Here is a 26,937-nt window from a genome sequence, read left to right on the forward strand (position 1 = left end):
CCTCCTATGGTTGCCCCGACATTCTTCTAAGTCTTTCTTCTAACGTTTCTTCCGCTTGTCCTGTAGCTCGATTTGCAGATTCAGCAGCTCTAAGCATTTCTTGATAGCCATTGTAGCCAAATTGACCAATAATAGCATTAGCACTTGAACGGATATCTTTCAAAGCTGTTGCAGGGTCAGCATTAATCCAACTTATACCGTTAACAAATTCAGGATCAGTTCTAAAATCGTAGTTGGCAGGTGCTGATTGTTGCGCATCAAATTTAGCAGTTTCTAATTCAAACTGTTTATTTCTAAATGCTTGATCAGCTACAAATTCTTTCTGCCTTTGATTCAAGTTAGCCCATTGCAATCCGCGAGATGCTGCAGCTTCCTTCATTTGCTGTTCGAAGTTCTTCTCCTGGAACGCATTCTCCCATGCTTGCTGAGCCTTTTGCCAATCAAATTGACCTTCTTTGAAATTGTTTTCCCACTCCTGCTGAGCCTTTTGGAAGTCAAAACTTCGATCTGATTCTAAAACTCCTCTATCGAATTGTTGTTGTGCCATATTCTGATTAAAAGACTGATTGCGAGAATCAAGCGTCTGTAGGCCAGCCCGGTTCATATTCCCCATGGCCGTTTCTCTGTTAACATCAGCACCGAACAATGAGGCATCTACGCCTAGTCCCTGTAATGCTGCTCGGTAGGCATCTGCTTGGCTTCTGTAACCACTCATTTGATCTCTAGTAACGCCTTGCATTTCCGCTTGTTGTTTCAGCGCATTGATTGCATCGATATATTGCCTCGCTTCGCCAGATAAATACTGTCCAGTAATTTGAGCTTCAGCCATCGGATTTTGGAAATCTTGTTGGTTTTGCAGCCCGTATAAACGTGCCAAATTAGATATCTGATCCTGCTGCGCTCCATAATTAGCCTGCTGCACTTGCATATCTCTATTAGCCTGATCAGCATAGCGTTGATATGCTTGGCTAATCAATTGCGGCAGCACATCTGTACTAATACGAGCCATTTCTTTAGTACCTATTTGGTTGGCTACAGACTCGCTATACGATGATTTACCTTGCCCACCTGCACGTAACATGGCGTTCGTGTCTGCTTGCTGTTGCGCAATGTTTTGTCTTGCAGAAGCCATCGCAGCCTGGTATGCAGGATCATTATTTTGATCGTAAGCGAACGTATCAGGCCCTTTGAACTGAAACGGATTAGCAGTGGATAACTGACTCATGTTATTCAGAGTCTGATTGGTTCTGCTTATCGGCTGGGCAGTAGGGGCAGAAGGAGCTGGCGCCACATTGTTTCTTACATTATTAAGGGCCGCTGCATAATTTGACGGCTGTGAACTTCCTATTGAAGCTGGCTTTTTGATTAAATCCTCTCTGACTGCCATGTGATCACTCCTTTGTCATATCGATCTGATAGACTTAAACCTTGCTATATTCCAACAAGTCTATAGCAGAACTAACGACCTCAGGCAACGCCGCTATTTCGTCCGGGGTCATTCCCTTAGATACTTTCTCTTTCACCCAATTCAAGAGTTTTTCTGCCGTCTCGCAAGCTAATTTTCTTGCGTCTGTTCTATCCATGGTATTTGTCTCCTTTCAATAAAAAAGAGTCTGCTATTCAGCAGACTCTAATTCTTTGATTGCTTTTTCAATTTCTTCGATTTCCTTTTTTAATTCTTTGATTTTTAAATCATTTGCTTCAATGGATGATTTTTTTCCATCAATTTTGTGATTATAAAAATCATCTAACCAAGGAGCAGCGCTCGAATGTTCGTCCTCGGCCTGTTGAAGTTCTTCTTTGTGAAGGATATTTGCACTTTCGAGTTGCGCTAATTCCGCTACCAATGGTTCCATTTTTTGTTTCAATATCACTATTTGATGAGTTGCAGGGATGGTACTGCCATCTGTAGAAGGTACAGCAGAGGTCAATTCAATCACCGCTTTCTCTGTTTTACTGGCTGGTATATATTCAACATCCGCGCCAAAAGCCTCAGCAATGTCTCTCACTGGCAAATATGATTTTCCTTCAATGATAATAGCATCACTAAGTTTCGTCTTGTCCAACAGAACAGTTGCTTCTGATCCTACCTTTTTACCTATTCTAGAAATAGAATCGGCAAAAACTTGACCTGAAAACATTAAAATAACCCCACATAGAAAAGCTGCTACTATTTTTTTCATGTCATCACCACATTTCCAATGTTTGGGTATATCATAACATCAAACCAATCGAATGTGAACATTAAGTAGTCCTGATACCGTTTGAAAATGATATAGGCATATCAGCAGGACCGCCGGGAGCAGATGAAACATATACTGTTCCATAACTTCCGTAAAAGGCGCTAGCTTTACTGTTTAACTCTTGTTGTAATGTCACTTTGGAGTCGTTATTCCTTAACTTAGACCAGTTTGGAACGTAAGCATAACCACTGGTACCAGGTTCCAAGTAAACGGAAGATCCGCTGTTAGTTGAAGCTATCTCAATATCTCCTGTAGCCGACAATATTAACTTACCTATATTAATCAATGAACCGACACTACTATTACGTGCTAATCTAGTAACGCCTGCTTCGTCTGCTAAATAAATAAGAGGTGCACCATTATTTACTGCATATATCTCCAGATAACGGTTAGCATTAGTATAAGCCCCAAACAGATTTCCCGTACTAGACATTTCACATCTCGGATACGATTGGGAAGTAGCGATATATGATCCAAATATCTGAACAGCTTCAATTAAACCTGCTGTAATATGCCCCAAGTTTGCTGATATAGCAGATAACTCATTTACGTCCATTCGATCTGCAGTAATCCCTTTAGCTCGGATGTTCTTAACATCCAGGTTGCCGTTCAACATAAATTCCAAGTCATTCTTAAGCGCGGAAACAACATTAGCCAACTGCTTTAAATAAGCAGTCAATCCCTCTGTCTGTTGTTCGGCTGTCGCCCCAAATGGCGGCTCTTTATACGGCGGTATCTGCGGCGGTGAATTCCATGTACTCATGATCAGTCTCCTTTCTAGTTAAGTGGGAGTTGACGCCTTTGCATGGTTAATTCATGCACCCTTGCCCAACCTGTTCCTTCAAATTTCAATCGAAGCATGTTGGAAAGTGTAAACTTATCGACGGGTATTAAGACGCGCTGAAACCTCATTCCTGAGCCTGTAACGGACTGAACTATTTCCCAATCGTTCCCCTCTTTTGATTCGGATAGATAAATGTTCAATACACTTTCCGGGGCCAAGTCAACAACCGCATACATACGGAGCCAACGAGACTTTTGAGCAGCAGACTGGTTAGTAAATATTTTAGTTACTGCGTACCATTCAATAGGCTGACCTGCGTTAGTGGATCCACCAAGCTTCAACACACGTCCTGAATCGTCACCGACATACATTTCGCCTTTCATAACTGCAAAGCATGTGGCGTTAATCCCGGTTCGTATGGTCCATGTTTGAAAGACTGTATCGTAAATAAGAATCTTATCTTGTACAAAGAAATAAAGCTTACGTCCATCTGTACCGGCTGCTGATTCGGCCACGCCGTTAATATACTTGCGCACTATATCTGAAAATATTCGATCAGGACTCACGCCACCGCTGATGTATTCGAATATAGAATCTCTGTGAATACCCCGCATAACCGAGTCATGGATCAGAACACTGTTATTGTTTTCTACCCCTATTTCGTCGCTTACGGTACGTGTAGAGAAATCAGAGGGTATTGAGCCGTATAGTTCCTGCAATGCGTTAGGCATGCCGATAACCAGCTTAGACAATCCACCACTGAGCATGTTCACATTTTCCCCTCGAATGCTTTCAATCGTTTTACCATATGAGTCCGATTCCGTGCCAGGAAAAGAACTCCATTGTGTCGCATCGTCCAGTTTGCAAGCTCTGATCTCTGTACCGAATGCTCCCCATAATCTATTTTGGTATGTTGTGATGTAATTAATGTTAGAAGGAGCATTCCCAAATGTCTGAACCGTGCTGCCGTTGTAACGCCGCAAACCGTTGACTCCGTTGCAGCCTACAAGATTCATTTCCGGCCAGTTGCCCTCAAAGTTCGTAAAGCTCCATTTAGCGGTTGTGTCCAAGCCACTAGCCAGCGCTGCACTCCAAGCTGTTCCTGTCCACTTTCGCCAAGTACCATCGTTGAATACCGCATGCAGCTCTGTGTCCTTCCATACGCCTACCCCTAGCACTTTTGTACCTATCGGGCCGCCAAGAACTGAATATCCCGGGCATGTGGAAAAGGCGGGGAAATCATCTGTCATTATGTTTGCGGCATCTGTGAAGAAGCTATCAGCAATACTAAAGGGATCAAACCCATTAACCCCGCGCCACTCACGAATGGTTTGCGGCTGCTGAATGCCAGTAATACGTTGTTGGGTTATCGGATATTGTATTGGTCGCAATCAGATCACCCTTTCTGATAGTTCTGCGCAGCTACGTTCCAAGCTGTCTTATACTGTGCCTCGTACAAACTCGCCTTGTCGCTGTCGTCTTGTGTGAGGGCGATCCAAGCGGCCAGCGCCGGCACATATGTCCAGTGATATTCGGCTGGAGCATCAGGTGCATCATTCAGGTTGTTACTTGTAAATGACGTTGTGGCTATCCTGTGATAACGAACAATCCCCTGCAAACCGTTTTGATACGGCGCAGGGGAAAGCGTGAGAGAGTTATTTAAATCATCATAATCAAATGTGTTCTGTGTTGGTGTAACAGCGTCACTTTGAAGATCGAGGTATTGAAGCAATCCGACTTTAACTAGGTCGATGTTCTTTGCCCTAACATCCGCTGGAAGCGTGTAACCGGGTTCGCCGGAAGTTGCACTAAACCTTGCAAGCTTTGGTATTTTTATCAGTGTGAAAAAGTCCTGATTGATTGCATTAAGCTGAGTCACTTTGTCCGCATCTGATAAAAGATTCGGAACGAGGATATCTGCTTCATCAATTATATTTTTAATGGTTACCATGAACTGCCCTCCTTTTAATCAACTAACTTACGGGATTTAACTTTTGCATAATGTTATACTGCTCAATATCAGTTTCCGCGAATTAAATCAACAATGTACCAAATATCAACTTCACGGTACTCGTTTTGGGGTTTGTTTGGCGCAAAAGACGGATTTTCTGACATGAGTAATTCATACATAGTTCCTGAAATGGCGACTTGCTCAGAACGAATAACTTCATCTTGTTCGTCTTTCAAATGGATCAAAACTTCGATCGTTTTGGTCGGTTTCATCTCTGATATTGAGATTAATTCTTCAGCGATTGCAATCTTATTAGATTGAATTGTCTCAACTACCGTTACTACGCGATTTATCGTTCTAATGTTAATCTCCCCCTATTCGTCTTATTATGAAGTGCGCACTATATTTATTCCGTCATCAGTGCCAGTTGCTGTGATGTTATTTAATGCGTAGCCATTATTAACAGGAATCGACCCAGAAAGCGCCATAGCGCCAATATCTCGCACTATATTATTAATAAATAAAATAAATGAATCTTTTGCAGAAGTTGTTGTATACCAAATAATTCGATCACCAAGGCCAGTTCCAAGCGAAAATTCGTTATTCGTTATCGTCGCTTTGATAATAGAATCTTGTTCTACATTTAAAACTTTGCTACTTGAATACGCCCCAAGATTATAAAAATTATTTCCCTCAATTCTTATCTTTGCATTATTTGTCTGTTGATATATAGAATCACGCTGGAAATCATGTATGAGATTGTTGCAGATCATTACATCCGTAGTTGACAATAAATATATATTGTAAAATCCAAATCCTAAATCATTAGAATTAACAATACATTTACTACTCAACTCTATTAATATATTAGTTTTATTTTTCGCATTTCCGATTGTGCCGCTGTTTTTTATACGATTACTAACAATTTGTATTTCGCTTGATGACAATACTTCAATACTTTGTAAGGCTGTATTTGAGATATAGTTATTATTACAGTTGACCTTTGATGACGTTTTAATACTTATCCCGCCATACGTGGAACTGTTTATAATATTATTTGAAATTGTTACATTTTCGCAGGATATGACACCGATTGAATCTATCCAGGAACTACCAGAGTACATCCCAGTGTCAATATTTCCATCAATAATAACGTTTTTGCATTTGTTAACCAGAATATCACCATTATTATTATTAAATACACAACCTGCTATCATAACAGTATCCGTGATGGTGGTTAATTGAGCTGTACTAAAGACTATTGCTGGACTGTTATAAGTCGTCATCGTTGAATTGAATGTACAATTCCTAAAGTACAGGTTTTTAAGTTGCGTATTTATATCATCTGGCTCAACATCAATATGCGCTTTAGGGTTTGTATTAGATGTATCATCGCCATTTTTTATAAATAGACAATTTTCTATATAAATTTCAGATCCAGATCCGATAGTTAAGTTTTGCCTGCGTCCACCCTCCATCACAACATTGTGAATACGTACATTTGTCGCGGGCTGCGATCCGCCAATCACAACACAATCTCCAAATGCATCTTTAAGGTAAATTCCATCACCTACATAAACGTCACTACTGCCTCGTATTACTATAAGGTGCCCCCACTCGCCAGGACCAACATGACTAAATCTATCTCCGATAAACAGTGCCTTTCCAGAAATGTTTACGTTTTTAGCATTGTAAATAGTTAAAAAATAGTAACCGGAATTGTATGTTTGAGCATCACAAACAAAGGTAGCATCATCAAAAAACAAATTGATTGAATCTTCGATTAACAGTCCTGTTCTGTTCATTAGAGCTGTTTCAACTGAAAGTTCTAAGGGGTTAATTTTATAGTTTCCTTTTGGTATCTTAAGTGATCCGCCATAAGCTTTGTTGATTGCTTGTTGTATTATATCTGTGTCATCATCTGATAACGTTGTAAATGATTCATCTACGTACCATTTGCCATCGTTGTTATTAAAATAATTTGCATTTTTATAGGCATTGTTAAGTACATGAGTAATATCCTCTAACTGCTCATCAACAATTTCTTTTTTCGCATATTCTTCTAAACCAAAATCATCCTTAAGGCGCATGCCACCCACATGTCCGCGCTTATCAACAATAAGACTTACCATTCCTAATTCATCTGTGGCAACTTCAACGATAGTAAGGAAATCCTCCTCTGTCTCTCCTGGAGCATTCATTGTACCCCAGTGCCAGTCACCATCCTTGTTAAAATCCAAATAATAGGTTGTATTTGGTATCCCCGTTTCAAAACTCATACCATCCCTAGAAAGGATATTGTCATCTAAGGAAGCAACAATGTCCGTCACATCGATCATGTCATTGCGTTTAAAGTTCTTCGTTACTTCCCCGCCGCTTACGACATAATAAGTTAAGAGATACCCAACATCCTGGAAACTCTTTATCTTCTTGTACTTTTCATACGTTACCTGAGCCTGCTCTCCGGCTTGCTCGCTAGTCCACTGTTTCCAATTGATATCATTTACAATGCTCACCATTCCACCCCCGGTACAATTGTGTGGGCTTCTGGTGATGTAGAAGCCCTTAAGTAATCGGTTAGCATATCGTTATATTTAGCGGCGTATTCTGCTGCTTCTGATCCTGTCGTCATGTCCTTTAAAGCGCCGTATACTACTAGCGCGTCATAATCCACATCAAACCCAACTTCACTATTCAAATCATTAACCGTTAGTGGAACAAGCGCTTTGTTGTAAAGGATTGTCAACCCTTGCGTGACGCTTTCCTCTGGCGCCTGGCTAAGCCCTATGCTACCATCCAATAGATAATAGTATCTTGCTTTAGCCAACGAGTTAAGTTGTGCATACGGCCATTTAACCCCGTTTACCAGCACACTTACGATGCTGCCTGCTGGATAGATCCATGGATAGTTTGGAACTCCCTGTAACAAATCCATCTGCATAGGTACAACCGCTTGACCATAAGTACGTATTAGCCGGTTGCGAACTTGGCTTATTTTTCTGATGATCGATTCCATTGATAAATAGTTAGGTGCTTTTTCTTGTATTTCCTCTACTGCCTCGCTGAGCAACATACCGTCGCCCTCCTTTCGAAAATAAAAAGAAGGGCGATCGTACGCCCCTCAACGTTAGATGATGTTTGCGTTGCTCAAAACTTCATATACAGCTTCTGGAACCTCAACATCTTTACCGCGCTGAATCTGGAACGTATACCCATTAATGCTTACTGTTTCAAAAGGCCATTTAACCTTTTTGCCTGCCTTTTCAGCAGCCTCTAGTTTCTGGCGATCTTCGACAGAGAGATAAAGCTTTACTTTTACCTTCTTCTGCTTCTTCAATTGCTGCCCGATCGTTAGTGCTGCTTTATCCAATGCTGCATCTGTTACCTGTGTCGTTTGCTGTGGTTGTTTTTCATCTGACATTTTTATTCCCCTCTCAAATTAAAAGAGCAGCCCTTAAGGACTGCTCCTTGTATTATTTAATTATTCGCTGATACCATGCTCAATACGAACCATTGCGAGCTGCTCAAGGATTTTTACAACGAAAGTAGCTTTCCAACCACTTGTTGCCCGTTGATTTAGCGGGTCACTTGTACCTCCGCTACCATGAGGCTTGATGATGTTCTTTACAGCTCCGCTTGATTCAACATCAGACATACCGTAGGCATCTTTACCGAATATAAGTGTTGCAGCTACATCTGCGCCAGCATCCCCAGCCCCTGCAAAGATTTTAGCAAGTGAAGTTTCAACAAAGCGAACTCCGAAGATGCGGCCGATCTCACCGTCAAATAACTGCTCCGGTTTACCGTACTTCGCAGCTTCTTCCCATTTCGGATCGCTTTGAAGATCAAACGTAGAACCTGGCTCAACAATAGCAACGTAGTTACGGCCATCAATAGGCTTCACGTTATTACGTTTAAGTGTACGTACTGCTTTACGAATCTCCAGTACCGTTAAAACGTCAGTAGCAGCAATCGTTGCTCGGCTCAGCTTCCCATTGGCATATTGTACTGTTGTACCCGCAGCTAATACGTCACGCGCAATAACATCAAGTGTCTGCGCTGCCTGCTCGCCTAGTAGATCGGCTGTCTCGTCTAGCACCGGATCAATGGCAACCATATCGAGTATGTCCGAAATCTCAATGAAGTCACCATACTGCGCTAGTGTCGCATCGATTTCTGTGATCGTCAGGCTGTTGCCTGCAGGCGTTACGCCCTCAGTCAAAGGCGTTGTTGCATGGGAAAGCGGCGTGAACTGACGGAAGTTGATTGATTTACCGCCGTTTTTAGGAATGGGTCTTTTTTGCGCCCATTTCATATGGAATAGCATCGGCAGCAAACGCGCCAAAAGCTTTTTATCATAATACGTTTGAATTGTAGGCGATAGACTCGCCTGAGTTGTTACTTGTGTTGTCATATATCGTCACTCCTTATAATGTTATACGCTCACCGCGCTGCACACGAGCTGATATTGCTGCGATTTCCGACAGGCTCATGTTACTTGGGTCGAGCGTTGTATTGGCTCCCTGGTCCTTACCTGAGAGTACTTGCTTCTGATCTCTGCCAGTTACGTTTGCCAGCACTTGTTGTTCTGCTTCTTGTTTGGCTGCTGCTATGCGCGAATCATAGGATACGAGCTTATATGCATCCTCTAGCGGTAAACGGCGTTCTGTAGCTAGTGCCCATATAGTATCCTCATGATCTTTGAAATCAGGATACTGCGTCGACAAGCGCTCATAGTCAGCTCTTATCTGCCGCTCAAGATCCGCTTGCTGTAGTCGTTGAAGTTCCTTTTCGGCATTAGTCAATTTTTCGTGAACTGGCGCGAAAAATTTGTTGTACGTTTCCTGATCAACTTGCATACGTTCGGCCGCTTCTGCTGCCTCTCGCTCTTTCAACTGTGCGTCCACAGCATCAAGGTATTCTTCAACAGAAGGGAAACCAGCTGCTTTTGCTATCTGTTCTACCCTGCTTGCGTGTTGTTTTGCAGGCTGATACTGTTGCTCAAGCTTCTCACGTTCCTGCTTAAGTCTTGTTGCAAACGACTCCTGTTGGGTTACATCAACCGAACTACCACTCGAAGCTGCTGCTGGGGCGCTCCCATCAGCCGGGGACTCTGCACCTGTCTCAACGCTTGACTGCTCCGTTACTATATCTGCACCTTCTGATGCAGCACCAATATCCCCATCTGCATTAAACAGGGGGGTCATCCAATTCCATCTCATATTCATTTCCTCCCGGTAGGCGGCGCAACTCTACCCTCAACGCCGATATTTTTATTGCATGAAAATAGGCTGCTGGATTCTCACCAACAGCCCGTTATTCGTTTCTTGCTATTCCCGCATTTGCCCAAAACACTGCTTGTTCCAAGTTAGTCATTGCAAGCGATTGTTCGCGTGACTTAGGAACTGCGTTGTCAATTAAATAAGCAAGTTCTTTCGCTTTAGCCCTGATTGCTTCGTACTTGGCAGGCTGACCCTCTTTAGGAGCATGGTAGCTAAAATTGTTTTCTATTGCAAGATTCATATACTTTATCCTCCTTTCTATAGTTTACGCTCGATATGCGCGGTTACCACCTTACACTTATAACACCATACATGTTTTATATGTCCTGCCTTCTTCTGTCTCCCAACTCTCCGAAACATAGGGAAGATATTTCCGCACTCGCTACAAGTAAGATATGTTTGGACAGCAATCCGTTTAGCCATGTCATTGGTTAAGAAGCTGCATGAGCGTCTGCAGTATTTGATCGTCTTGTATTCCCTGCTCTCGCATTAAATCAATCTCTTGCTGCAACTGCGGCGGCGCCTGTGCGTATATGTCATCAACGGTCGGCATCTGTTGTGGAGCAGCTCCTGGCAAGGCATTCTGTTGCGGCTGTTCAGGTGGCGGCGGTTGGCTCTCCATCTCCCGTAAACGAGCGACAATCCTGTCCTTGTTCGGCAGACCTTCTTGCATATCAACATATTCGCTACCCAGAAGCAACTGCTTGTTGAATAGATCGTCCGCTAACTGCGTGATGTATGCCCGGCTCATTGGCGTAGATGGTCCAGCCGATACCTTCACGTCGAAATCAACGTCGGCATATTGCGCTGCCTGGAACTGCACAAACTCAGTACCACCTTCTTCACCGGTTATACGAATGTACCTTGTTTCGGTATAAAACTCTTTCACCAGCTCGATAATCTGCTTGTACACCTCTTTAAGCGACGAATACAGATTACGTGCAATCCCTTTGATCGGAATACTGCCTTGTTCCTGCAGCAACTGTATTGCAGAAGCTGCCGTTACGCCCTTCGGCGTTTCTCCTGTGAGAGCATCGTATATGCCACCAATCTTCTCAATGTAAGACGTCAGCATATCAGTCAGCTTATAAACATCACCTTGGAATTGCGGAGGTTGTAACCAATACACAGCCTTGCCAGGATCGTCTGCCACTTCCCATACCATGCCAGGCTTACTCACCCAATGGTTTTTATTAATACCTGATTTACGATTAATTAGTGCAATCGGGTTTGCCGTAAGCAATGCTGATGTTGTTGGCATCTCAATTAGCTTGTTAAGTAGCTTCTGGTTATTGATGATGTTTCGCGGCTCGCCTATTCCGATAATAGATTTCCTACGCTTTTTAGATACAAACGGTATAAATGGATAACGCCCATGCTTGTATACTCCCTCAACCTTCTTGAGTATCTTTTCCCCTGCTGCATAAGTGACATTAAGTTTTCCGTTTTTACGCGTCCAGTAAGCATAGAACATAACTCTATCCTTCGCTTGCTCCGTACCCGGTCGGTCATATATCTCTGTTTCAAAGCTTTGTTGGCCGTCAGGCTTAACATCCTTGCCGAACTTCTCCTTTACCCATTGTGTTGTCTTAGGCACTGCATATATGACGTACCTGGCATCTTCGATGTCTACTGCCTGCGGATCATAGTATATGTTTGCTGGATCCACTGATTCAACAACAACGTCGCCTTTCCAAATGTTCTTACGTTCCAGCGATCCACCGGAAAGACTGTTATCCCAATACACATAGAACCATGCTACATCAAGCAGTAAGCCAGTCTGTACAACCTCGTCTACCACGCTATCCAAATCAACCCTATCAGCAACAACGTCAGTCACCTGAGTAAACAGATGCGCCGCTTCCTCATCGCCTGCAGCTACTGGCAATATGATGCCTGTAGGCCTGTTGTTCGTGAGTTGTGGCTTCTTTTGATCGACTACGTACGAGATATAGTTAACTACTGGATCAGGTCGCCAGCTCGCTCGCTGCGCTGACCATTGTTCAGCCAAATAGTAAGCGTCAAACTCTCGCCAATCCGCATGATATTGAGCCATTGCCGACTGTGATGTACGGTAGTCAGAAACAATCTTGCGGTATTCTTCTTGCTCTGTCAGCTTTCTCACCCCCTATTAGTAATCATGCCAACCTGCACTACTTGAATAATCATCTCTTAGCGCTTCTGGTAGATGATCTTGATTAAGTTGTTTTTCATGGCTCATTGCGTTTTGTTCAGACGGGCCGCCCAAAACTAAATCAGGTCTGCTCATGACGTAATACTTAAGATCGTCCATCGCGTGGTCATTCTTCTTGATTGGCTTGTCTCCCTCAGGTTTCCATCGATAAGACTTGATCTCGCGAATCATATTTACACAGTTTCGGAAAATAAAAAGCTTCGGTTTCCCGCGCGGCCATACATCGACCTGTGGGTGTTCCCGAAGCTTCAAGTATTGTTTAACGCGCTGTATGCCTGTCCAGACGTCCTTTTCTACCCCTGTATCAGCTAACACATCATGTTCATAAAACAACTCTGTTACAGTACGTTCTGCAGCTAGTGTGCGTTGATTAGCTGCACTGTCTATCAAGGCTTCAAGTTTACCATTCCGTATAGGCCAATTTAAACGAGTGGCAATTGCATGCAACTGCCCAGCGTGCCATTCAACGGACTGACCAGCCTGGTAATGTTCCTCGATAGCATAAATGTTTTGATATGGGTCGACCGCATAGAAGTGCGCAGAAAGTGGCGCATCTAGTCCAGGGTCAATACTGATGTTGTCATACCAACTATGCGGAATGTCGAAAGGATCAATAACGTGTATGTCCTCATTAAATTCTTTATAAACAAGTCCAGACATAGCGACAAACTTACCGTATTGCCTAGCTTCACGCTCATCTTCCGTCATAGTAGCTTCAAGTGCCGCTATTTCTTCTGGATGTAAGTGAGGGTTATCAGCCCATTGCATGAGCCAATATTGTATGGCCGGATCTTGTATTTCGTTTATATAAATATCGTCGTATACCCAAGTCAAACCTTGTAACGGTGTCATTGTTCCCCACATATCACCGCGAGTATCGACAACACGCATTTTACACTCTTTATATATATCTTCAGGCGGTTCCTCGTCAAACCATATCCAGTGCTGCGACGTTCCTTGAAACTTAGCCCGACCTTGATCGCATGACTTGAAACCAATTATTGATCCATTTGTCAGTTCGATAAAATCAATAATCCCAGTATCAAGAGAATCCTTCTTGCCTTGGCGCATCTGAACGTCTTTAATTTGATCTTTCGGAAGCCACTTAAGAACTTCTCGTTGAGCCACATCACGCTGCACTTCGTTTGTAAGTGACACAACCCATCCTCTATTGGGTATAGGTATTTGCTTGTAAGGATGCGTGCCAGTAGCATACCAGACCGCTTCTGCGCCACCTGATACTGTCTTACCTGTCCTATTTCCGCCGAACATCCAACGATTACGTTTAGTAGAACGATGAAACTCTCGTTGTTTTGTATGTGGGTGATAGTACGCTATGCCATTATCCTTTATTCGGCGCTGCAACTCTTGCCTGTAAATCATTAATTGCCGCAACCTCTGTTGCAATACGTTCTCGGAGTTCATCGTCACTCAACCCCTCTAAAGCAACCTCATGTTGCATCTTTCCGCTATGTTCAATTTCCTGTTTATCACGCCATTCAACAGGTTTACGATTTTTAAGCCAAAATATTTGAGCCGTCACATCCGGCTGCACTTCTTTAGTCACCCGTCTAGTTTCTTCTCCATCCTCATAAGTAACTTCGTCATAGCGGTATCCTAACGCTCGTCTAAACAAAGCATTCTCAACTTCAATGTCGGCAACCTCTTTTCCTTTTTTTAAGGCGTCCGAAAGAGCCGAATACTGATCCTTATAAAGTTTGAATGTTGAATAAGCAACTCCAAGTTTCTTGGCTATATCCTCGTCTATTGTTCCATCCCTAGCCCATGCTTCAATCAGCAGGAGCTTGGGCTCGACGTGTGTATGATATTTAGTCTTGCGCTCTCCTTTCATCACATTCACCCCGTTCTCAATTCCGCGCTGAATTCATCATTTCTATTTCTTTAATCCATTCTTCTTCTTCGGTCAACGACACTGGTGCTCCAGACGCCGGGACTGGCTCTGTAAGCTCCTTGTACTCTACCAGGTCACTGCTCATCAACCTATCTAACATATCCTTACGCTCGGCCGCTTGGTTGCGCATAGTAACAAACAAGACTGCACTGTTTATCAACATCGAAAATATTAACGCCCATTCTATCAAAATTCATACCTCCTTTGGAATTGGAAAAAGGCCGCCCATATATTGGACGACCCTTAAACGATCGAGATATCCCCGATCCCTATTAGTGCACAATATCATAGTAACATGATTTGTAAGACTTAAAGTGCCATCGAAGTGCCAATTACCTCCAACCTATTTTTTCACCAATCATCATTACGATCTGCTCTCGCCATCTGAATGCTTGTCTACGGCTAATAAATATACTATCTGCTATACCATCCCATGATAACTTTTGCGGCTTTGTCCAATACTTTAGCTTAATTAACATCTGCTTATCCTCTGGCAGCCGATTATATACAGACTCTATAGCATCGGTTATGTTTTGCAACTGTTCAAGATGTTTGTGACTCGTTAACATGATTGCTGTCTTTGCTGTCGGATCGCTTGGCAGGCTGCTCCGCCCGCCGCCGGTGTTTTCGTCCTCGTTACCCTTGCCGTATAGTATTTCGTTCTTAAGCCGCACTATTTCTTTACGTGTATCGTGATAAGCGTACAGTTCGCTCTCTATGTGCTGGAATGTTCCTCGTTTAAGTTTAGTTTGATTACTCATGTCGCCCCTCCTATCTTCTCCATGGCGCTGTTAAATTCAAGTTTGGACATGCCTAATTCTTTGGCTAGTTGCGTTCTAGGCTTGTCCTTATTCGATTTAACATATCGTCTCTGCGCTGCTGTAAACACTGCATTCCGATGCATGATTGCTATTGGGTCTGCACAGTCGTTTCCCCTGTTTCTTCTGTCCTGGATCTTGTACTCAATGTCTACTGTGTAGTATCGATATTTCGAGCGTGTTCCCTTTCTCCGGATCGCGCCTTTTTGCACAAGGATTTTTATCATTTCCGAAGTGCTTTTGCGGTTATACGCTGCCGCCATCTCGGACCACATTATGCCCGGCTTATTTTTGATAATGTTGTACAGGTCCTCTTGAGCTTGTGTTAGATATATCATTGTTCTCACCCCTTATAAGAGCGTACGTTCGATTCATTGGCAATGAGAAGCGCACATACAAAGGCTACAGCCAATTGTATTTTTAATTTTCTGTCATTTTTCAATCAAGATACCTTGCCTTTCTTCTTTTTCGGCTCTGGATTCTTTATTGCCTGGATAACCTCAGACTGAGCTTTTGTAAGCTGCACTGCTATATGCCCCTGCATCGTAAATGCGATTTGAGCCAATACAAATGCATCCCTTACGTTATCGCTTGGATGTTCAAAGCCCCAGCGTTTAAATATGTGTACGGCCAGCTCGTCCTTCTTGGTGTTCCCCTTGCCGCTAGCAAACTTTTTAAGCTGCGTTGGCGCTATCTCAATATAGTTGTGGCTGCGCTGGAACATACCCATGCGCATTGCCCAACCTAGCCCGTACTGCAGGCTTATAGCGCTGCCACTTGCTCTATATGCAAATCCTTCAATAGCAATAATGTCATTAGGCTCCAACTGGAATAAAACATCTTCCGTTATTTCTACCATCCTTTGAGGGTCCTTGCGCTCTGATGTAATTTCCATGGTGTCTACAATCTCGCCGTGCTTGTCCAATATGACAAGTCCTGTTTTGGTCGATGGATCTATACCAACAAATCTCATACCTTATCACGCTCCATAATATCTATTGCTCTTGCACTTACACGCTTTATATATCCCTTATCTTCCAACGACTTAAGCAATCTATGCACATTAGATGGCGCTTTGTAACCTAGTAAACTTGCCAATTCCCTTATTGATGGTACATAACCTTTTGTTTTGATGTACTCTACTAATGCGTTATACACTCTTGCCTGTTTATTTGTCATAGATCAAGCACCGCCAATAGAGCTGCTTTGCAGATTGTGTCAGCTATTCCACTACCTATGATTTCATAGTGCACTAATGAGCCATCATCTGCCGGACTGCCTACATATGGGTCAAACACAGACACCCTTGCTCCTTCTATTCTCCACACAAGCCCCTTCTCGTTAATTTCTTTTAACAAATCCCACGCTGCAGCTATGTCGGTTGAGTAATTCGGTAAGTATCCGAATGTTCCGTCGGCATTCAAATGTGTAGTAAGAGATTGATATTTTGTTACATGTTCAGACACTATCTTGTCCAATTCCCTTCCCGGCTCCATAGCCAGTATCTGCTCTCTTGTGTATGTCATTGGGTAGCCTCCTTGGATATGTCAGCAAGTATATGGCTAATCTGTTCACGTATTAGCGCGTACGGCGTGACCCTTTGAAGTTCCAAAAGATAATTCTTCATAACTGCATTCTCTTTCTGCAGCATGATATGCCCATGCTTAAAGTCGTCACGATCGGCTTTTAAAGCGACATTTTCTTCTTCCAGCCCTTTTATGATTTCATAGCTGCGCTGTATTTCTCGTTGTTGTTCCTCAACTCTACCTTGTGACTCTAAAGCAATCCCCTTCCACTTGTTCATGCCTTCCTCTCCCTCTGCATTTCCATCAGTGCCGGAAATATTTGCCGTTTTATATCTTCCAGTACTTCAAACGCTTGATGCATTGTCAGTCCGTCATCTTCAACCATTCCGCACAATCCAGCAATGACCATTTGGTGACTTAATTTGTTTTGATCCATAAGTTGCTTGCTCATGCTTTCCCCTCCCCTGTATCAAAGCGACCTGAGTTAATTTCATCAATAAGAGACTGATTCATCTCCACGATGACTTTACTTCTTTCGTCTGTAGCACCTTCATAACAGTTAACTTCATCTTGTAGGCACTCTAATAGTTTCTCCTTATCTAGCATTCTCTTTCCCCTCCCCTGTACTAGCTGTTTGGATTAACCATTCAGCACTTAATGCAACAGCTGCTGGATCATCGTCTTGCACTCGGATAATGCGGCCGTGTTCATCCCTAGCTACCCAAACCGTTTCTTGTTTCCAAGATGATTCATTCATTAGCCTTTTCCCCCTTTTTATTGCTCCCAGCAAGCTTACGTGCAATATCTGCTATCATCATTGCAAAATTGGCAACATCAGCGGCTTCTAAGGCGACCATATTGTATGTGCTTGGATGATCGATGCTGCGCCATAATTCTTTTGTTTCTTGACATAAGCGAGAATACAACCAGTCTAACGAACATTCTTCCCAACCGCCTTTATGGTCGTTTTCCCGCAACTTCATTTCCATCTGCTCAGCAAACCATTGTACTGTCTCTCGTATCTGCGCCCCTACTGGTTCTGTATCCCCTGAGAGGGCTTCGGTTGTGATCTGCTTAACCAACTTTTCAAAAACATCTAAGTCAGTCAGTACGAGGTAATGAATTCGTTCCAATGCCGACCGCAGCCTTGCAGCTTCTCCCCTTAGCAAAACGTTCTCCGCAGCTGTTTTAGCATGTTGTTGTATTTCATCAATCAGTTGATCGCTCAAAACCTCTGTTCCTAGTGGAGCAGACTGCTTGCTGATGTAGTCACTCATAGTCATCCTCCATCTCTTCAAGAATGGCTCCGTCAATCATTTGATTGCAGTCTTCACATTCATATATGCCTTGATTCCAGTGTTTCATTGGATCGCCACATAATTGGCATCGGTAGTCACTCATATAGCACCATCCTCCTTTTATCTATCGCTGTGCTGTTTATTATTACTTTTCTTCTACAAGGTCACTTGGTCTAAAATATTTAATTAATCCGAAATCTTCAGATTTATCTACCGACCACTGACACTTTACAACCGCATAGTTATTAATGTTTTCTCGCTCTTTTGGCTTTAACTTGTCGATAGCCCTTGCATATGCATAATTTGGTGTAGACTTGTGTTGATAAAATTTACCTATAATAACATCTTGTAATCTCATATAGGTGATTCCTCCCTCATAGTTTCGTCGAATTGTGCAACAACCTACTCGATTACCATTTCACCGATCACATTATTAATTTTATCGTTCAACACATTCCAATCCTCGTAAATACTATCAACTACATTTTGAATGGCGGTAGTTAATTTATGATCTTTAGGCATCATGCTGTCTTTATTAAACCTTTGCTCTAAAAACCATTTTTCCATTGATTGCGCCCTAGCTAATACTTGTTCTCTTTTTTCAATTGCTTCTGACAGTTTCACTTTAAGCACTACTCCTTCCTTCGCAATATGTGTCTACTCTGCTTCCAGCAGCTCAGGATTGTCATGGATGGAACCGATGACTTCTGAATTAGCGCATATCGTTGAATCAAATGCATGACCAGTGTAACTACCGTTTCCAGCATTTAAGCGGTACATATCGTAAGGAACAATCTTGTAAGTACATTTGTTTCTATCGAAGCAAACAATGCCTTCACGGCGTTCATGGCACATCACGTAAGCGAAGTAATCCATTATATCCCCCTCATAAATCTCCTTGCCGTTCTTATCCTTTAGACCTGTATACTGCCCTACTGTTGAGGGATCGACCTTGCACCAAAACTCTGTACAAAAGTACTCGTTGTCCCACTCTACAATGTCACCAACAATAACATCACTACCAATCCGATAGCCGTAAATCCACTCGTCTGTTTCAATATGCTTACCTCTGTATTCACGCATGGTTATTCCTCCCCCGCTTTATTTTCATGCTTGGAAACTGGCGGCTCAGGGAGCGGCATCCAGTGGGTTGCTTCTTTATACTTGCAGACAATGCCACCTTTGATTGTTTCAGACAACACGCCATCATAGATTTTTAAGTAACCATTCGCAATTTCGCCATCATCAAAATAGAGCAAAACGGCTTCATTATGCTGCGGCATTTTTTCAGTTATTTTTATCCATTCATTCATTCCGTTCCCTCCCATGTATCACACTACTCTCACATTTCCTTTGCGTACTCTACACCACTAACCATCCATCTTGAACCACGTCGCTTTTTCACTTCTTCATCAATCCAATCAATATACACGAATGGATTATCTACTTGAGTAATAACCCCTTTAGGCCCACTTCCTTTATCCTTCACAATATCTCCCACCATAAAATCAAAGGTTATTAGCTCGTCGTTTATCATTGCTCTTTGCACTAATCGTTGCATTAGAATACCCTCCTTTTCTTACATTGATAATTGAAGCTGCCCATAGGCTTCTGAATACCGTTCAAATGTCAATGCATTGCCTGATCCAGTACATAATTCAGGCAGATTAGCCCTTACTAAAGCTTCCGCGAACTGCGGCGGCACACTATTTCCACAACGAGCAACCTGGCTGGATTTACTTATTTTATTTTTATTAATCCAATCCCAAGCGAACTGATATGATAGCGGAAAACCTTGTGCTTGAAATAATTCGTGTGGTTCCAGCATACGAAATCCTATATCGACTATTTGGTATGGCGTTCCTTTAATAAGGACTAATCCGAATCTATCCTTTGTCGGAATAGTATGAAGTGGCTCGTTAAGGCTTTGACCAATACCTTCGCCATAATACTTTATGAGCAGCGCCCTCACTTCTCCAGCGTGTATCCCGCCGGCTGAAATGGTTGGCAGTGGTTCATTTGTTGCTGTGCCATAATTATTACCGCGAAACTTAACCAAATGGCTTGTAATCAGGGCAAATCTATTAGCAGTGCTGATAGTGTGTAGCGGCTCGTCTAACCTTTGCCCGCGCGCTTCATTCGGTGAAACCTCTCCATAATATTTTGATAAGAAACCGACAACCAATTCCGATTTATCTGTAAGATTCTCTGTCGTAGCTCCATCAGGCACAATAAACGGTTCATCACATTCAATAACAAACTTTTGTAATCCCCTAGCGATTCGTCTAAGTGTCTTATCCACTAACGGTTTCTTGCGAGTAAATATAGACGGACATTCTATTGACCAATCAATACATTCCGCTGCTGTTCTCCACGGTTTGAGCAATCCGTTCTTTACAGCCAAACTGTTCGGATCGCCATGAGATGGTTTTGGCCATACAATAGGTCGTCCATCACTACGCATGACCATAAACAATCGTTCTCGGCTCGTTGGGGCCCCATAATCACATGCTCGCAGCATTCTTGTTTCAACCTCATAACCTTGGCGCTGCATGGCATTAACAAAAGTGTTGTATGTCAATCCTTTTCGCTTTGGATCAGGTTGGCCGTTTTTTAGTAACGGGCCCCACGTTATGAACTCTTTTACATTCTCAAGAATCTGAACTCTCGGCCGAACTGTTGCAGCCCATTTTACCGCTAACCACGCTTGCCCTCGAAGCTGTTTATTTTTTGGTTTACCAGCTGCCGCAATACTGTGATGGGTGCATGAAGGGCTTAGCCAATTCAGCGCTACTGGTCTGCCTGCACAAATTTCCTTTGGATCAACTTCCCAAACATCTTCTTGATAATGAACTGTTTCCGGGTGATTAACTTCATGCATAGCGATAGCATCAGGATCATGGTTAATGGCTATGTCTACGCTGCGGCCGGTTGCTAATTCTATGCCTGTACTTGCTCCACCGCCGCCAGCAAAGTTATCGACAATGATTTCATTCAATTTCTTCATCCCCTTTAAAACAATGTTAGCTGCCTACTATACTCTGCTGCTACTGGATTAATCCAAAGGACTTCCTGCCTTATTTCGCCTGCTTCCGCTTGTACTCGCTTTGTATCTCGCTTCCAATGCTGCAGCATTTCGTCATACAGTGGATGTGCGTAGCCTGATAAGATAACCGGTCCTGGATGTCGCTCTAATGTTTCAATAAGCAAAATATGATCGGTTTCATCCATTTCATTTGCATACATCTTTCCTCGCCTTGTATCTAGCAAATAAGGAGGATCGGCGTAGATTAGCACATTTTCTTTTTGATAGCGTTCAATCACTTTTAATGACGACTCGCATTCAATCTGAACACCTTGCAGCCTTTCGCAAACTTGGATTATTTTATCCGGCAACTCCGTCCATTCCTTAGCTGGCGATAAAGGACGCGAATCCCAATTAACAACATGGCGCCATCCTGTTTTTTTATTTGTCTTAACCCATCTTGCCATCCAGCAGCGAACTAGAAAGCGCCTTGCCTTCTCTAATTCATCAGTGGCCACTTCGTAGGAGGCATCGTATTCTTCCCTTGAATACGGTGTCCAGCGGATTAGATTAATAAGCTCGTCCCTACGGTCTCTGATGATTCGAAATAAATTCGTTATGTTGCCGTCAATATCGTTAACAGTTTCAAGCTTGGCACGATCTTTGTTAAAGAACACCGCGCCGGATCCAAAGAACGGTTCTAAGTATGTCGTATGCGGCGGCATGTGGCTAATTATCCAATCTGCCATGCTCCACTTACTGCCTGGATAGTGAAGGATTCTTTGTACACTCATTTTCGCACCTCCTAATTGCAGCGACCCAGCACTAAAGCCCAAGTCTATAACCATACACGTATATGGGTATTGGATGTTATGATTTCTTCTTACGCTTCCTGCGTTCATACAAAGCTTCTTCCATCCTCTGACGCACTCCAGGTTGCCGCTCTATGCCATTTTGATCTGTGTAAGGTTTAATACTACCGAAAATCCTTTCGCGTTCTTCCTCGGTCATTTGGCGCTTTGTTACATGACTATTTACTGTATTGGCCCGCTCGCGCTCGTAATCCAACCTAGGTATGATTGTTCTATTCATATCGATCACCAGTTAAAAATTTCTTGTGATTTACGAGCGCTTGGCGGGCTTCTGCGAGTTCAAAACATTTACATCCAACTTCTCGTTGTATCTTTTCCCCTTTTCTCGGCCCTGCAAAAATATTAGCTTCCATGACAATTACCTTTTCTCCACACCCCTCACAGGAGCGAGATTCTACTTCTACCACAGGATTGGTACCTAACAACTCTTTAAGTTCATCCTTGAATGACTTCACCCTTTGAACCTCCTTCTAGCATTCGAGATTGATCATTTTGGATTCTATCGATTGCCTTTCTAAGTCCAGGCATCAAAGCAGCATCTTCTCTTTCTCGTTTAACTTTAATTTCATATACTTTTAAAAAGTGGGCACGATCAGCCATTTCATTTTCAGACATACATAATGTTGTGTACCCGATGGCTCTGACAATATCACGCGTCGTTTCTGACATCGATTCTAGCGCCTTACGCTCGTTGTAAACACCATACATACGTATTGCTAACTTAACCTCTCCCCATGCGTCTACAGGCGATTTAACAGCCTTTACGGTTATGTCTGTTATCCTCGACCGTATATCAGCGACCGTAGGGGGGAAAACAGATTCATTTATAAATTTTGTAACCGCCCATGCTCCTACTTCGTAACTTACATCCCCAAACATGGATAACCATAGATTTATTACTGCTTCTTCTTTCCCATCTTCCGGCCACTTACTATATGCCGCTGAACACATCGTGATTAGCTTCACGATTTCCCCTCGGTTCATTGTTCACGACTCCCTCCTGTTCAGCTATTTTCATTATTTTTTCAAACTGGCTTAATGGCTTGCTTCTATTACCGCCATTTCTCTGCATTTGAATAATCAAAGTACCCATCTTTTCCCGCAGCTTTGGAGCTGATAGAATATTAGCTTTCCAAAACGAATCATTTTGGCACCAATCAATTACGGAACGGATTTGTAAATATTCATATTTGTCTATCCTTTGAATCTTATCCATAGCATCATGCCAGCTATTTAGATTGGATGGAATTTTAACTTTAGGATTATTCAACTGCATTAAATCGATAAGGTGATTCGTCAATTCGAGCGTTTCGCGAGAATACTCTTTTACTTCTTTCATTCTTTCATTCTTTACATTCTTTACATTCTTGTTTGTGTTCACTTGTTGTTCAGTTGTTGTTCGCTTGTTGTTCACTGGTTGTTCATTTTGCTGTTCAACATCTTGGTATTCAGTCCATGAAAGTATTGATATTATGCGGTTTTTGTTACTTGTTTGTTGTTCAATTTGCTGGTCATTTTCGAAGGTTTTTAAGATTCGTTGAACCTTACTCTCGGAAATGTTAAATTGCTCCGAAATCGACTTTCTACCAGTGATTAATTGACCAGGAAGCAAGGTTATTTTCTGTCCAGAGAACACCGCTGAATACTCTTTGTGCGTTGCATTAAGCAGTAGATAAGTCCATACAGCGAGATAATCACTGTCCTTACAAACAATAGGGTTATCGAGTATTTTTCTGTGCAATTTTATCCATCCGCTCACTGTCCTCCCCCTCTATCTGTCATCACGTAGAAAAACAATTTTATTCGTAAAATCATATTTGACTGGTGTGAATTTAGGGTAGGCCAGCGCAAAATAGCGCTGTACCTCCCTTTCGAAATCATCTAAGCAATCATCAGCCAGTTTCCATATCCGATCGCTCACTCCTGACCGCGTTAACGGCTTGTCGTTTATCATCCATGTACCTCCTTGTCAGAGATGCAGGCAATGTATAAACTTCTCCGATCAGCTTGCCTGTATCGTCATATATAAGGTCATATGGTACGTCTTGCATGTAGTAGTCCGGTATGATTAACTTCCTGCGCCGTCTCATGGCTAGACTATTTCCTTATAGAAATTTGAATATTCCTTGATTAAATCCCATCTGTCCTTATACTTGTTGTATTTACTTTCCTTGCCAATACATAACGTTCGAATGCGTAACATGTGGCTAGGAATAACTAAAACTCTTTCTACACTTCCGGATTCGTCTAGTGCTCGAGCAATATAAATATCACAAGTTGGGTTTTGTTTATTTAGAGCAAATGTGTGAACTCTTGAACCTCTCACGAAAAAGGGTTTTGCGGTTTTAACATCAACTTTAACGACATCATTTACTAGCAGGTCGTAAGGGTGTTTAGTTGGCATTCGCCTAACATTGAAACCAGATTTCTCCAAGTGTTCCGCTGCCAATTCCTCTCCAGTTTGACCAAACAATGTATCTGACATTTTTCTTTTCAGGTTCAATCGTTCTGCCCATCCGCTATATTTTTTTGATTTTTGAATAGCCATGTGAAGGTCATTTCTGCCTATTGATTTCAATTCAGTGGATGTAGGCATTCTATTAATCTGCAAAATATCAATGCATTTTAATAATTCAGATTCAATAACGTCATCGAACCATTTCTTCCTTTTCCAAGCCATTGCATTCACCACGCTTTCTAAAACGGTAACGAATCATCTGATATGTCGATTGGTTGCCCTTCGTCCTTAAATGGGTCATTCTGAGCGTTTGGCGATGGGCTTTGCTCAGACTGTTGTCTGCTAGATTCTAAAAACCGGACATTATCTGCAATGACCTCAGTAACGTACCTACGCTGCCCGTCATTACCTTCGTAATTCCTTACTTGAATTCTTCCCTCTACGGCGGTCAAACGACCTTTACGCAAATAGTTTGCACAAGTCTCTGCAAGCTTCCGCCATGTTACAACTGGTATAAAATCGGCTTCACGCTCGCCTTGTCCGGATGTAAAAGGACGATCTACTGCTAACGTGAATTGGGTTACTGCAACCCCTGCAGGTGTATATTTTAATTCCGGATCGCGAGTCAAGCGTCCTATCAATATCACTCTATTCAACAAGCTTATCCCTCCTACGTAAGTATTCTGATGTGCCTATTTCGCGCACTTTTCGATTAAACCTTATACCTGCTGGAGTCTGGTCCAGCCAATTATGACAATCAAGGCAAGCGTGAAATAAATCGTCTACCGTAGTCTTGTGCGGAATTGTACGCCTGCCCTTTGTGTGTGCTCTTTGCACCGCCTTAACACCCCTGCAGCGCTCCTTGACCTCACAGAAGCCCTTTGACCTTGCCTTGAGTTCTTTGTCCACCTTAGTGCTTATATCGCCCATTTGACGCTGTGTAGGCTTTATACGTACCTTGTGAGTCTGCTGCTCTTTGGTATATGGTGAAAAATCTCTTGATAAGTCCGTAACGATGCGTGCCATATCAATACACCGCCAATTCAGCAAAGCGTTTTGGTTTAATAATTCTTTTAGTAGACCGGCAGTAATCGCATTCCTCACAACGTACCGCCAATGCCTTACCGCTTTTCACTTCTTTTACACGGTCAATGTTATTGCGTACGATGTTAAGTGCAGCAGTAATATCCTCATAATCAAATTGGTATAATTCCTTGTCTGGCGGGTCTTGCTTTGTGATTGCTACCATATGAGGAATTAGCCATTCATCTCTGCCAGTAGCCTGCTTCTCGATCTCAGCATAAACTGCAAACTGAACGTTGTAACCATAAGCGACGATGAAATGTTCATACTGACGCAAAAGACTGTTGTAGACCAATTTATTTAAGTCTTGCGTCGTCTTTAAATCTGTAAATATCCCTGCCGCAGCTGTAAAGTTTGGTTGATAGCTGTCAATCATGATTTTCCATTCAAGGCCAAACAGTTCAGCTGTAAATATGACTTCCTTCTGTCCGGCTAACGCCTTCATAATCAGCGAATCGCTCTCTAGTTTTTCTATCATGACGTTAGCAGCCTTAAATTCACTTTTAAGCTGTCCTGCTGTACTTCCTCGGCTGCTGTATAGAGACGGGTTATCGGCTTTAAATTCAGCAAGTGTGCCCTCATTCCAGGCATGTACATACTTTCCAATCAAAAAGGCATCCGTTTCTTTCTGCACGTATTCTCCATGAAGTTTTGCCATCGCTCGAGCTTCACACCCGCCATAGACGGGCAGGAAGCTCTTGAACTGCGAAACTGACATATAGTGACGGTCTGCATCTAAACTAAAGTAGTTACTCTTGTTCAGTTTCATTGGCCACTACCTCAAACTCTGCATCAATGATTGAAGCTTGCTTTGACTTTTCCGGCTGGACTTCTTTGTTAAAGTCCATATCTGCGGAATCCTCGAATGCTTGCGCCTGCTCGATTGTGTCAAAATCCAATTCGATGTTTTTGCAAAGTCGGCGTAAAACTGTTTTTTTGTACATTTCGCCCGGACTTTTGGTCCAAGCTTGTCCATTAGCTTGCTTAGAATAATTCTTTCGAGTGGATTCAATCTCTGCCGTTGACATAACTTCATAAACCATGCCGCCGTCTTCAAACAAACAAACTGCGAATGCTCCTATAATCTCGTCATCGCTAAAAGTTAACGGCTTAAATTGAATGGTCGGCTGACCATCTTTTATTTCTTCGCTAAAATCGTCGCCTTTTCGGACTAACTTGGCGTATATATCCTTTACAGCACGAACACTGTACTTTTTAGCTAGCTTTTTCTCACCCTTGTAATCGGTTTGAAACTGTACTTGACCGCCATAAACGATGGCGTAACATTCCTTATTGAAGAAATCCAAGCCCAAGAACGCACCCTTTAGCATTGTCCTTGCCACGCTGGTAGCATCACACTGTTCAATGCCTTTTGTATCCTGCAGCACTGTCATGCAATTCTGCAAAAAGCGTGTCTTATTGAAACTCGTCGGCATTGCTTCACGCTTGCTATCTATCAATTTTTCAAGGTTATTATGAATAACAAGCAAC

44 protein-coding genes are annotated in these 26,937 nt (G+C 42.6%); all 44 read right to left on the reverse strand.

The window, feature by feature from the left end; translation table 11 throughout:
• Positions 1-4: 4 nt before the first annotated feature.
• The 44 genes from V1L65_RS03365 to V1L65_RS03580 all read right to left on the reverse strand — a co-directional run bounded on the left by V1L65_RS03365 (position 5) and on the right by V1L65_RS03580 (position 26,936).
• On the reverse strand, positions 5-1,225 hold the full coding sequence (locus tag V1L65_RS03365) for a hypothetical protein (RefSeq protein ID WP_331697652.1): 1,221 nt from the start codon (positions 1,223-1,225) through the stop codon (positions 5-7).
• 196 nt (positions 1,226-1,421) lie between these two features.
• Positions 1,422-1,583 (reverse strand): hypothetical protein, encoded by a 162-nt coding sequence (locus tag V1L65_RS03370; protein ID WP_331697653.1) that lies wholly within the window; start codon positions 1,581-1,583, stop codon positions 1,422-1,424.
• A gap of 33 nt (positions 1,584-1,616) precedes the next feature.
• Positions 1,617-2,183, reverse strand: a complete 567-nt coding sequence (locus V1L65_RS03375) for a stalk domain-containing protein (RefSeq protein WP_331697654.1) — start codon at positions 2,181-2,183, stop codon at positions 1,617-1,619.
• A 61-nt stretch (positions 2,184-2,244) separates the two neighbouring features.
• Entirely contained in the window at positions 2,245-3,006 is a 762-nt protein-coding gene (locus V1L65_RS03380) for a hypothetical protein (RefSeq protein WP_331697655.1), read from the reverse strand.
• 14 nt (positions 3,007-3,020) lie between these two features.
• The gene (locus V1L65_RS03385; RefSeq protein WP_331697656.1) at positions 3,021-4,418 is read right to left on the reverse strand and encodes a hypothetical protein; all 1,398 of its coding nucleotides are present in this window, start codon (positions 4,416-4,418) and stop codon (positions 3,021-3,023) included.
• 5 nt (positions 4,419-4,423) lie between these two features.
• Complete coding sequence (locus V1L65_RS03390; RefSeq protein WP_331697657.1) at positions 4,424-4,978, reverse strand: phage adaptor protein; 555 nt, start codon at positions 4,976-4,978, stop codon at positions 4,424-4,426.
• A 68-nt stretch (positions 4,979-5,046) separates the two neighbouring features.
• Positions 5,047-5,250: a hypothetical protein gene (locus V1L65_RS03395; RefSeq protein WP_331697658.1), complete on the reverse strand. Its 204-nt coding sequence runs from the start codon at positions 5,248-5,250 to the stop codon at positions 5,047-5,049.
• Between the two features lie 114 nt (positions 5,251-5,364).
• Positions 5,365-7,497: a right-handed parallel beta-helix repeat-containing protein gene (locus V1L65_RS03400; RefSeq protein WP_331697659.1), complete on the reverse strand. Its 2,133-nt coding sequence runs from the start codon at positions 7,495-7,497 to the stop codon at positions 5,365-5,367.
• On the reverse strand, positions 7,491-8,051 hold the full coding sequence (locus tag V1L65_RS03405; protein WP_331697660.1) for a phage adaptor protein: 561 nt from the start codon (positions 8,049-8,051) through the stop codon (positions 7,491-7,493). The genes V1L65_RS03400 and V1L65_RS03405 overlap by 7 nt, the downstream gene beginning before the upstream one ends.
• Before the next feature lie 54 nt (positions 8,052-8,105).
• Complete coding sequence (locus V1L65_RS03410; RefSeq protein WP_331697661.1) at positions 8,106-8,399, reverse strand: hypothetical protein; 294 nt, start codon at positions 8,397-8,399, stop codon at positions 8,106-8,108.
• A 60-nt stretch (positions 8,400-8,459) separates the two neighbouring features.
• The gene (locus V1L65_RS03415; protein ID WP_331697662.1) at positions 8,460-9,392 is read right to left on the reverse strand and encodes a N4-gp56 family major capsid protein; all 933 of its coding nucleotides are present in this window, start codon (positions 9,390-9,392) and stop codon (positions 8,460-8,462) included.
• A 13-nt stretch (positions 9,393-9,405) separates the two neighbouring features.
• Positions 9,406-10,200, reverse strand: a complete 795-nt coding sequence (locus tag V1L65_RS03420; RefSeq protein WP_331697663.1) for a hypothetical protein — start codon at positions 10,198-10,200, stop codon at positions 9,406-9,408.
• Between the two features lie 94 nt (positions 10,201-10,294).
• Positions 10,295-10,501: an Acb2/Tad1 domain-containing protein gene (locus V1L65_RS03425; RefSeq protein WP_331697664.1), complete on the reverse strand. Its 207-nt coding sequence runs from the start codon at positions 10,499-10,501 to the stop codon at positions 10,295-10,297.
• 183 nt (positions 10,502-10,684) lie between these two features.
• Complete coding sequence (locus V1L65_RS03430) at positions 10,685-12,385, reverse strand: portal protein (protein ID WP_331697665.1); 1,701 nt, start codon at positions 12,383-12,385, stop codon at positions 10,685-10,687.
• Between the two features lie 6 nt (positions 12,386-12,391).
• Positions 12,392-13,837 (reverse strand): terminase large subunit domain-containing protein, encoded by a 1,446-nt coding sequence (locus tag V1L65_RS03435; protein WP_331697666.1) that lies wholly within the window; start codon positions 13,835-13,837, stop codon positions 12,392-12,394.
• A complete protein-coding gene (locus V1L65_RS03440; RefSeq protein ID WP_331697667.1) occupies positions 13,797-14,306 on the reverse strand; it encodes a transposase in 510 nt (169 codons plus the stop codon). Before V1L65_RS03440 ends, V1L65_RS03435 begins: the two co-directional genes overlap by 41 nt.
• Before the next feature lie 16 nt (positions 14,307-14,322).
• Complete coding sequence (locus V1L65_RS03445) at positions 14,323-14,556, reverse strand: hypothetical protein (protein WP_331697668.1); 234 nt, start codon at positions 14,554-14,556, stop codon at positions 14,323-14,325.
• 142 nt (positions 14,557-14,698) lie between these two features.
• The gene (locus V1L65_RS03450; protein WP_331697669.1) at positions 14,699-15,127 is read right to left on the reverse strand and encodes a transcriptional regulator; all 429 of its coding nucleotides are present in this window, start codon (positions 15,125-15,127) and stop codon (positions 14,699-14,701) included.
• A complete protein-coding gene (locus V1L65_RS03455; protein WP_331697670.1) occupies positions 15,124-15,522 on the reverse strand; it encodes a hypothetical protein in 399 nt (132 codons plus the stop codon). Before V1L65_RS03455 ends, V1L65_RS03450 begins: the two co-directional genes overlap by 4 nt.
• A gap of 104 nt (positions 15,523-15,626) precedes the next feature.
• Positions 15,627-16,157, reverse strand: a complete 531-nt coding sequence (locus V1L65_RS03460) for a crossover junction endodeoxyribonuclease RuvC (protein WP_331697672.1) — start codon at positions 16,155-16,157, stop codon at positions 15,627-15,629.
• Positions 16,154-16,363, reverse strand: coding sequence for a helix-turn-helix domain-containing protein (locus V1L65_RS03465; RefSeq protein ID WP_331697673.1), 210 nt, complete (start codon positions 16,361-16,363; stop codon positions 16,154-16,156). Before V1L65_RS03465 ends, V1L65_RS03460 begins: the two co-directional genes overlap by 4 nt.
• Positions 16,360-16,710, reverse strand: coding sequence for a BC1872 family protein (locus tag V1L65_RS03470; protein ID WP_331697674.1), 351 nt, complete (start codon positions 16,708-16,710; stop codon positions 16,360-16,362). Before V1L65_RS03470 ends, V1L65_RS03465 begins: the two co-directional genes overlap by 4 nt.
• Entirely contained in the window at positions 16,707-16,988 is a 282-nt protein-coding gene (locus V1L65_RS03475; RefSeq protein ID WP_331697675.1) for a hypothetical protein, read from the reverse strand. The genes V1L65_RS03470 and V1L65_RS03475 overlap by 4 nt, the downstream gene beginning before the upstream one ends.
• Entirely contained in the window at positions 16,985-17,161 is a 177-nt protein-coding gene (locus tag V1L65_RS03480; RefSeq protein WP_331697676.1) for a hypothetical protein, read from the reverse strand. The genes V1L65_RS03475 and V1L65_RS03480 overlap by 4 nt, the downstream gene beginning before the upstream one ends.
• Positions 17,158-17,316 (reverse strand): hypothetical protein, encoded by a 159-nt coding sequence (locus tag V1L65_RS03485; RefSeq protein ID WP_331697677.1) that lies wholly within the window; start codon positions 17,314-17,316, stop codon positions 17,158-17,160. Before V1L65_RS03485 ends, V1L65_RS03480 begins: the two co-directional genes overlap by 4 nt.
• Positions 17,306-17,467 carry a hypothetical protein gene (locus V1L65_RS03490; RefSeq protein WP_331697678.1) on the reverse strand — a complete coding sequence of 54 codons (162 nt, stop codon included), beginning with the start codon at positions 17,465-17,467 and terminating at the stop codon, positions 17,306-17,308. Before V1L65_RS03490 ends, V1L65_RS03485 begins: the two co-directional genes overlap by 11 nt.
• Entirely contained in the window at positions 17,460-17,987 is a 528-nt protein-coding gene (locus tag V1L65_RS03495; RefSeq protein WP_331697679.1) for a hypothetical protein, read from the reverse strand. Before V1L65_RS03495 ends, V1L65_RS03490 begins: the two co-directional genes overlap by 8 nt.
• On the reverse strand, positions 17,980-18,111 hold the full coding sequence (locus V1L65_RS03500) for a hypothetical protein (RefSeq protein WP_331697680.1): 132 nt from the start codon (positions 18,109-18,111) through the stop codon (positions 17,980-17,982). Before V1L65_RS03500 ends, V1L65_RS03495 begins: the two co-directional genes overlap by 8 nt.
• A gap of 42 nt (positions 18,112-18,153) precedes the next feature.
• The gene (locus V1L65_RS03505) at positions 18,154-18,366 is read right to left on the reverse strand and encodes a hypothetical protein (RefSeq protein ID WP_331697681.1); all 213 of its coding nucleotides are present in this window, start codon (positions 18,364-18,366) and stop codon (positions 18,154-18,156) included.
• 44 nt (positions 18,367-18,410) lie between these two features.
• Positions 18,411-18,632 (reverse strand): hypothetical protein, encoded by a 222-nt coding sequence (locus V1L65_RS03510; protein ID WP_331697682.1) that lies wholly within the window; start codon positions 18,630-18,632, stop codon positions 18,411-18,413.
• Between the two features lie 33 nt (positions 18,633-18,665).
• Positions 18,666-19,091 carry a YopX family protein gene (locus tag V1L65_RS03515; RefSeq protein ID WP_331697683.1) on the reverse strand — a complete coding sequence of 142 codons (426 nt, stop codon included), beginning with the start codon at positions 19,089-19,091 and terminating at the stop codon, positions 18,666-18,668.
• Positions 19,092-19,093: 2 nt separating this feature from the next.
• On the reverse strand, positions 19,094-19,321 hold the full coding sequence (locus V1L65_RS03520) for a DUF551 domain-containing protein (RefSeq protein WP_331697684.1): 228 nt from the start codon (positions 19,319-19,321) through the stop codon (positions 19,094-19,096).
• Between the two features lie 29 nt (positions 19,322-19,350).
• On the reverse strand, positions 19,351-19,569 hold the full coding sequence (locus V1L65_RS03525) for a hypothetical protein (protein ID WP_331697685.1): 219 nt from the start codon (positions 19,567-19,569) through the stop codon (positions 19,351-19,353).
• Between the two features lie 18 nt (positions 19,570-19,587).
• On the reverse strand, positions 19,588-21,015 hold the full coding sequence (locus tag V1L65_RS03530) for a DNA cytosine methyltransferase (RefSeq protein ID WP_331697686.1): 1,428 nt from the start codon (positions 21,013-21,015) through the stop codon (positions 19,588-19,590).
• 5 nt (positions 21,016-21,020) lie between these two features.
• Positions 21,021-21,827 (reverse strand): DNA adenine methylase, encoded by an 807-nt coding sequence (locus V1L65_RS03535; RefSeq protein WP_331697687.1) that lies wholly within the window; start codon positions 21,825-21,827, stop codon positions 21,021-21,023.
• Positions 21,828-21,903: 76 nt separating this feature from the next.
• Positions 21,904-22,101 carry a hypothetical protein gene (locus V1L65_RS03540; RefSeq protein WP_331697688.1) on the reverse strand — a complete coding sequence of 66 codons (198 nt, stop codon included), beginning with the start codon at positions 22,099-22,101 and terminating at the stop codon, positions 21,904-21,906.
• 16 nt (positions 22,102-22,117) lie between these two features.
• A complete protein-coding gene (locus V1L65_RS03545; protein WP_331697689.1) occupies positions 22,118-22,360 on the reverse strand; it encodes a hypothetical protein in 243 nt (80 codons plus the stop codon).
• Positions 22,341-22,856: a replicative helicase loader/inhibitor gene (locus V1L65_RS03550; RefSeq protein ID WP_331697690.1), complete on the reverse strand. Its 516-nt coding sequence runs from the start codon at positions 22,854-22,856 to the stop codon at positions 22,341-22,343. The genes V1L65_RS03545 and V1L65_RS03550 overlap by 20 nt, the downstream gene beginning before the upstream one ends.
• On the reverse strand, positions 22,837-23,664 hold the full coding sequence (locus V1L65_RS03555) for a hypothetical protein (protein WP_331697691.1): 828 nt from the start codon (positions 23,662-23,664) through the stop codon (positions 22,837-22,839). Before V1L65_RS03555 ends, V1L65_RS03550 begins: the two co-directional genes overlap by 20 nt.
• A 133-nt stretch (positions 23,665-23,797) precedes the next feature.
• Positions 23,798-23,956 (reverse strand): hypothetical protein, encoded by a 159-nt coding sequence (locus V1L65_RS03560; protein WP_331697692.1) that lies wholly within the window; start codon positions 23,954-23,956, stop codon positions 23,798-23,800.
• Positions 23,957-23,997: 41 nt separating this feature from the next.
• Complete coding sequence (locus V1L65_RS03565; protein ID WP_331697693.1) at positions 23,998-24,585, reverse strand: hypothetical protein; 588 nt, start codon at positions 24,583-24,585, stop codon at positions 23,998-24,000.
• Positions 24,586-24,602: 17 nt separating this feature from the next.
• Entirely contained in the window at positions 24,603-25,022 is a 420-nt protein-coding gene (gene ssb / locus V1L65_RS03570) for a single-stranded DNA-binding protein (protein ID WP_331697694.1), read from the reverse strand.
• A 368-nt stretch (positions 25,023-25,390) separates the two neighbouring features.
• Positions 25,391-26,215 carry a PD-(D/E)XK nuclease-like domain-containing protein gene (locus V1L65_RS03575; protein ID WP_331697695.1) on the reverse strand — a complete coding sequence of 275 codons (825 nt, stop codon included), beginning with the start codon at positions 26,213-26,215 and terminating at the stop codon, positions 25,391-25,393.
• The gene (locus tag V1L65_RS03580; RefSeq protein ID WP_331697696.1) at positions 26,196-26,936 is read right to left on the reverse strand and encodes a RecT family recombinase; all 741 of its coding nucleotides are present in this window, start codon (positions 26,934-26,936) and stop codon (positions 26,196-26,198) included. Before V1L65_RS03580 ends, V1L65_RS03575 begins: the two co-directional genes overlap by 20 nt.
• Position 26,937 lies beyond the last annotated feature (1 nt).

Source organism: Paenibacillus sp. IITD108 (assembly GCF_036541265.1).
GTDB lineage: Bacteria > Bacillota > Bacilli > Paenibacillales > Paenibacillaceae > Pristimantibacillus.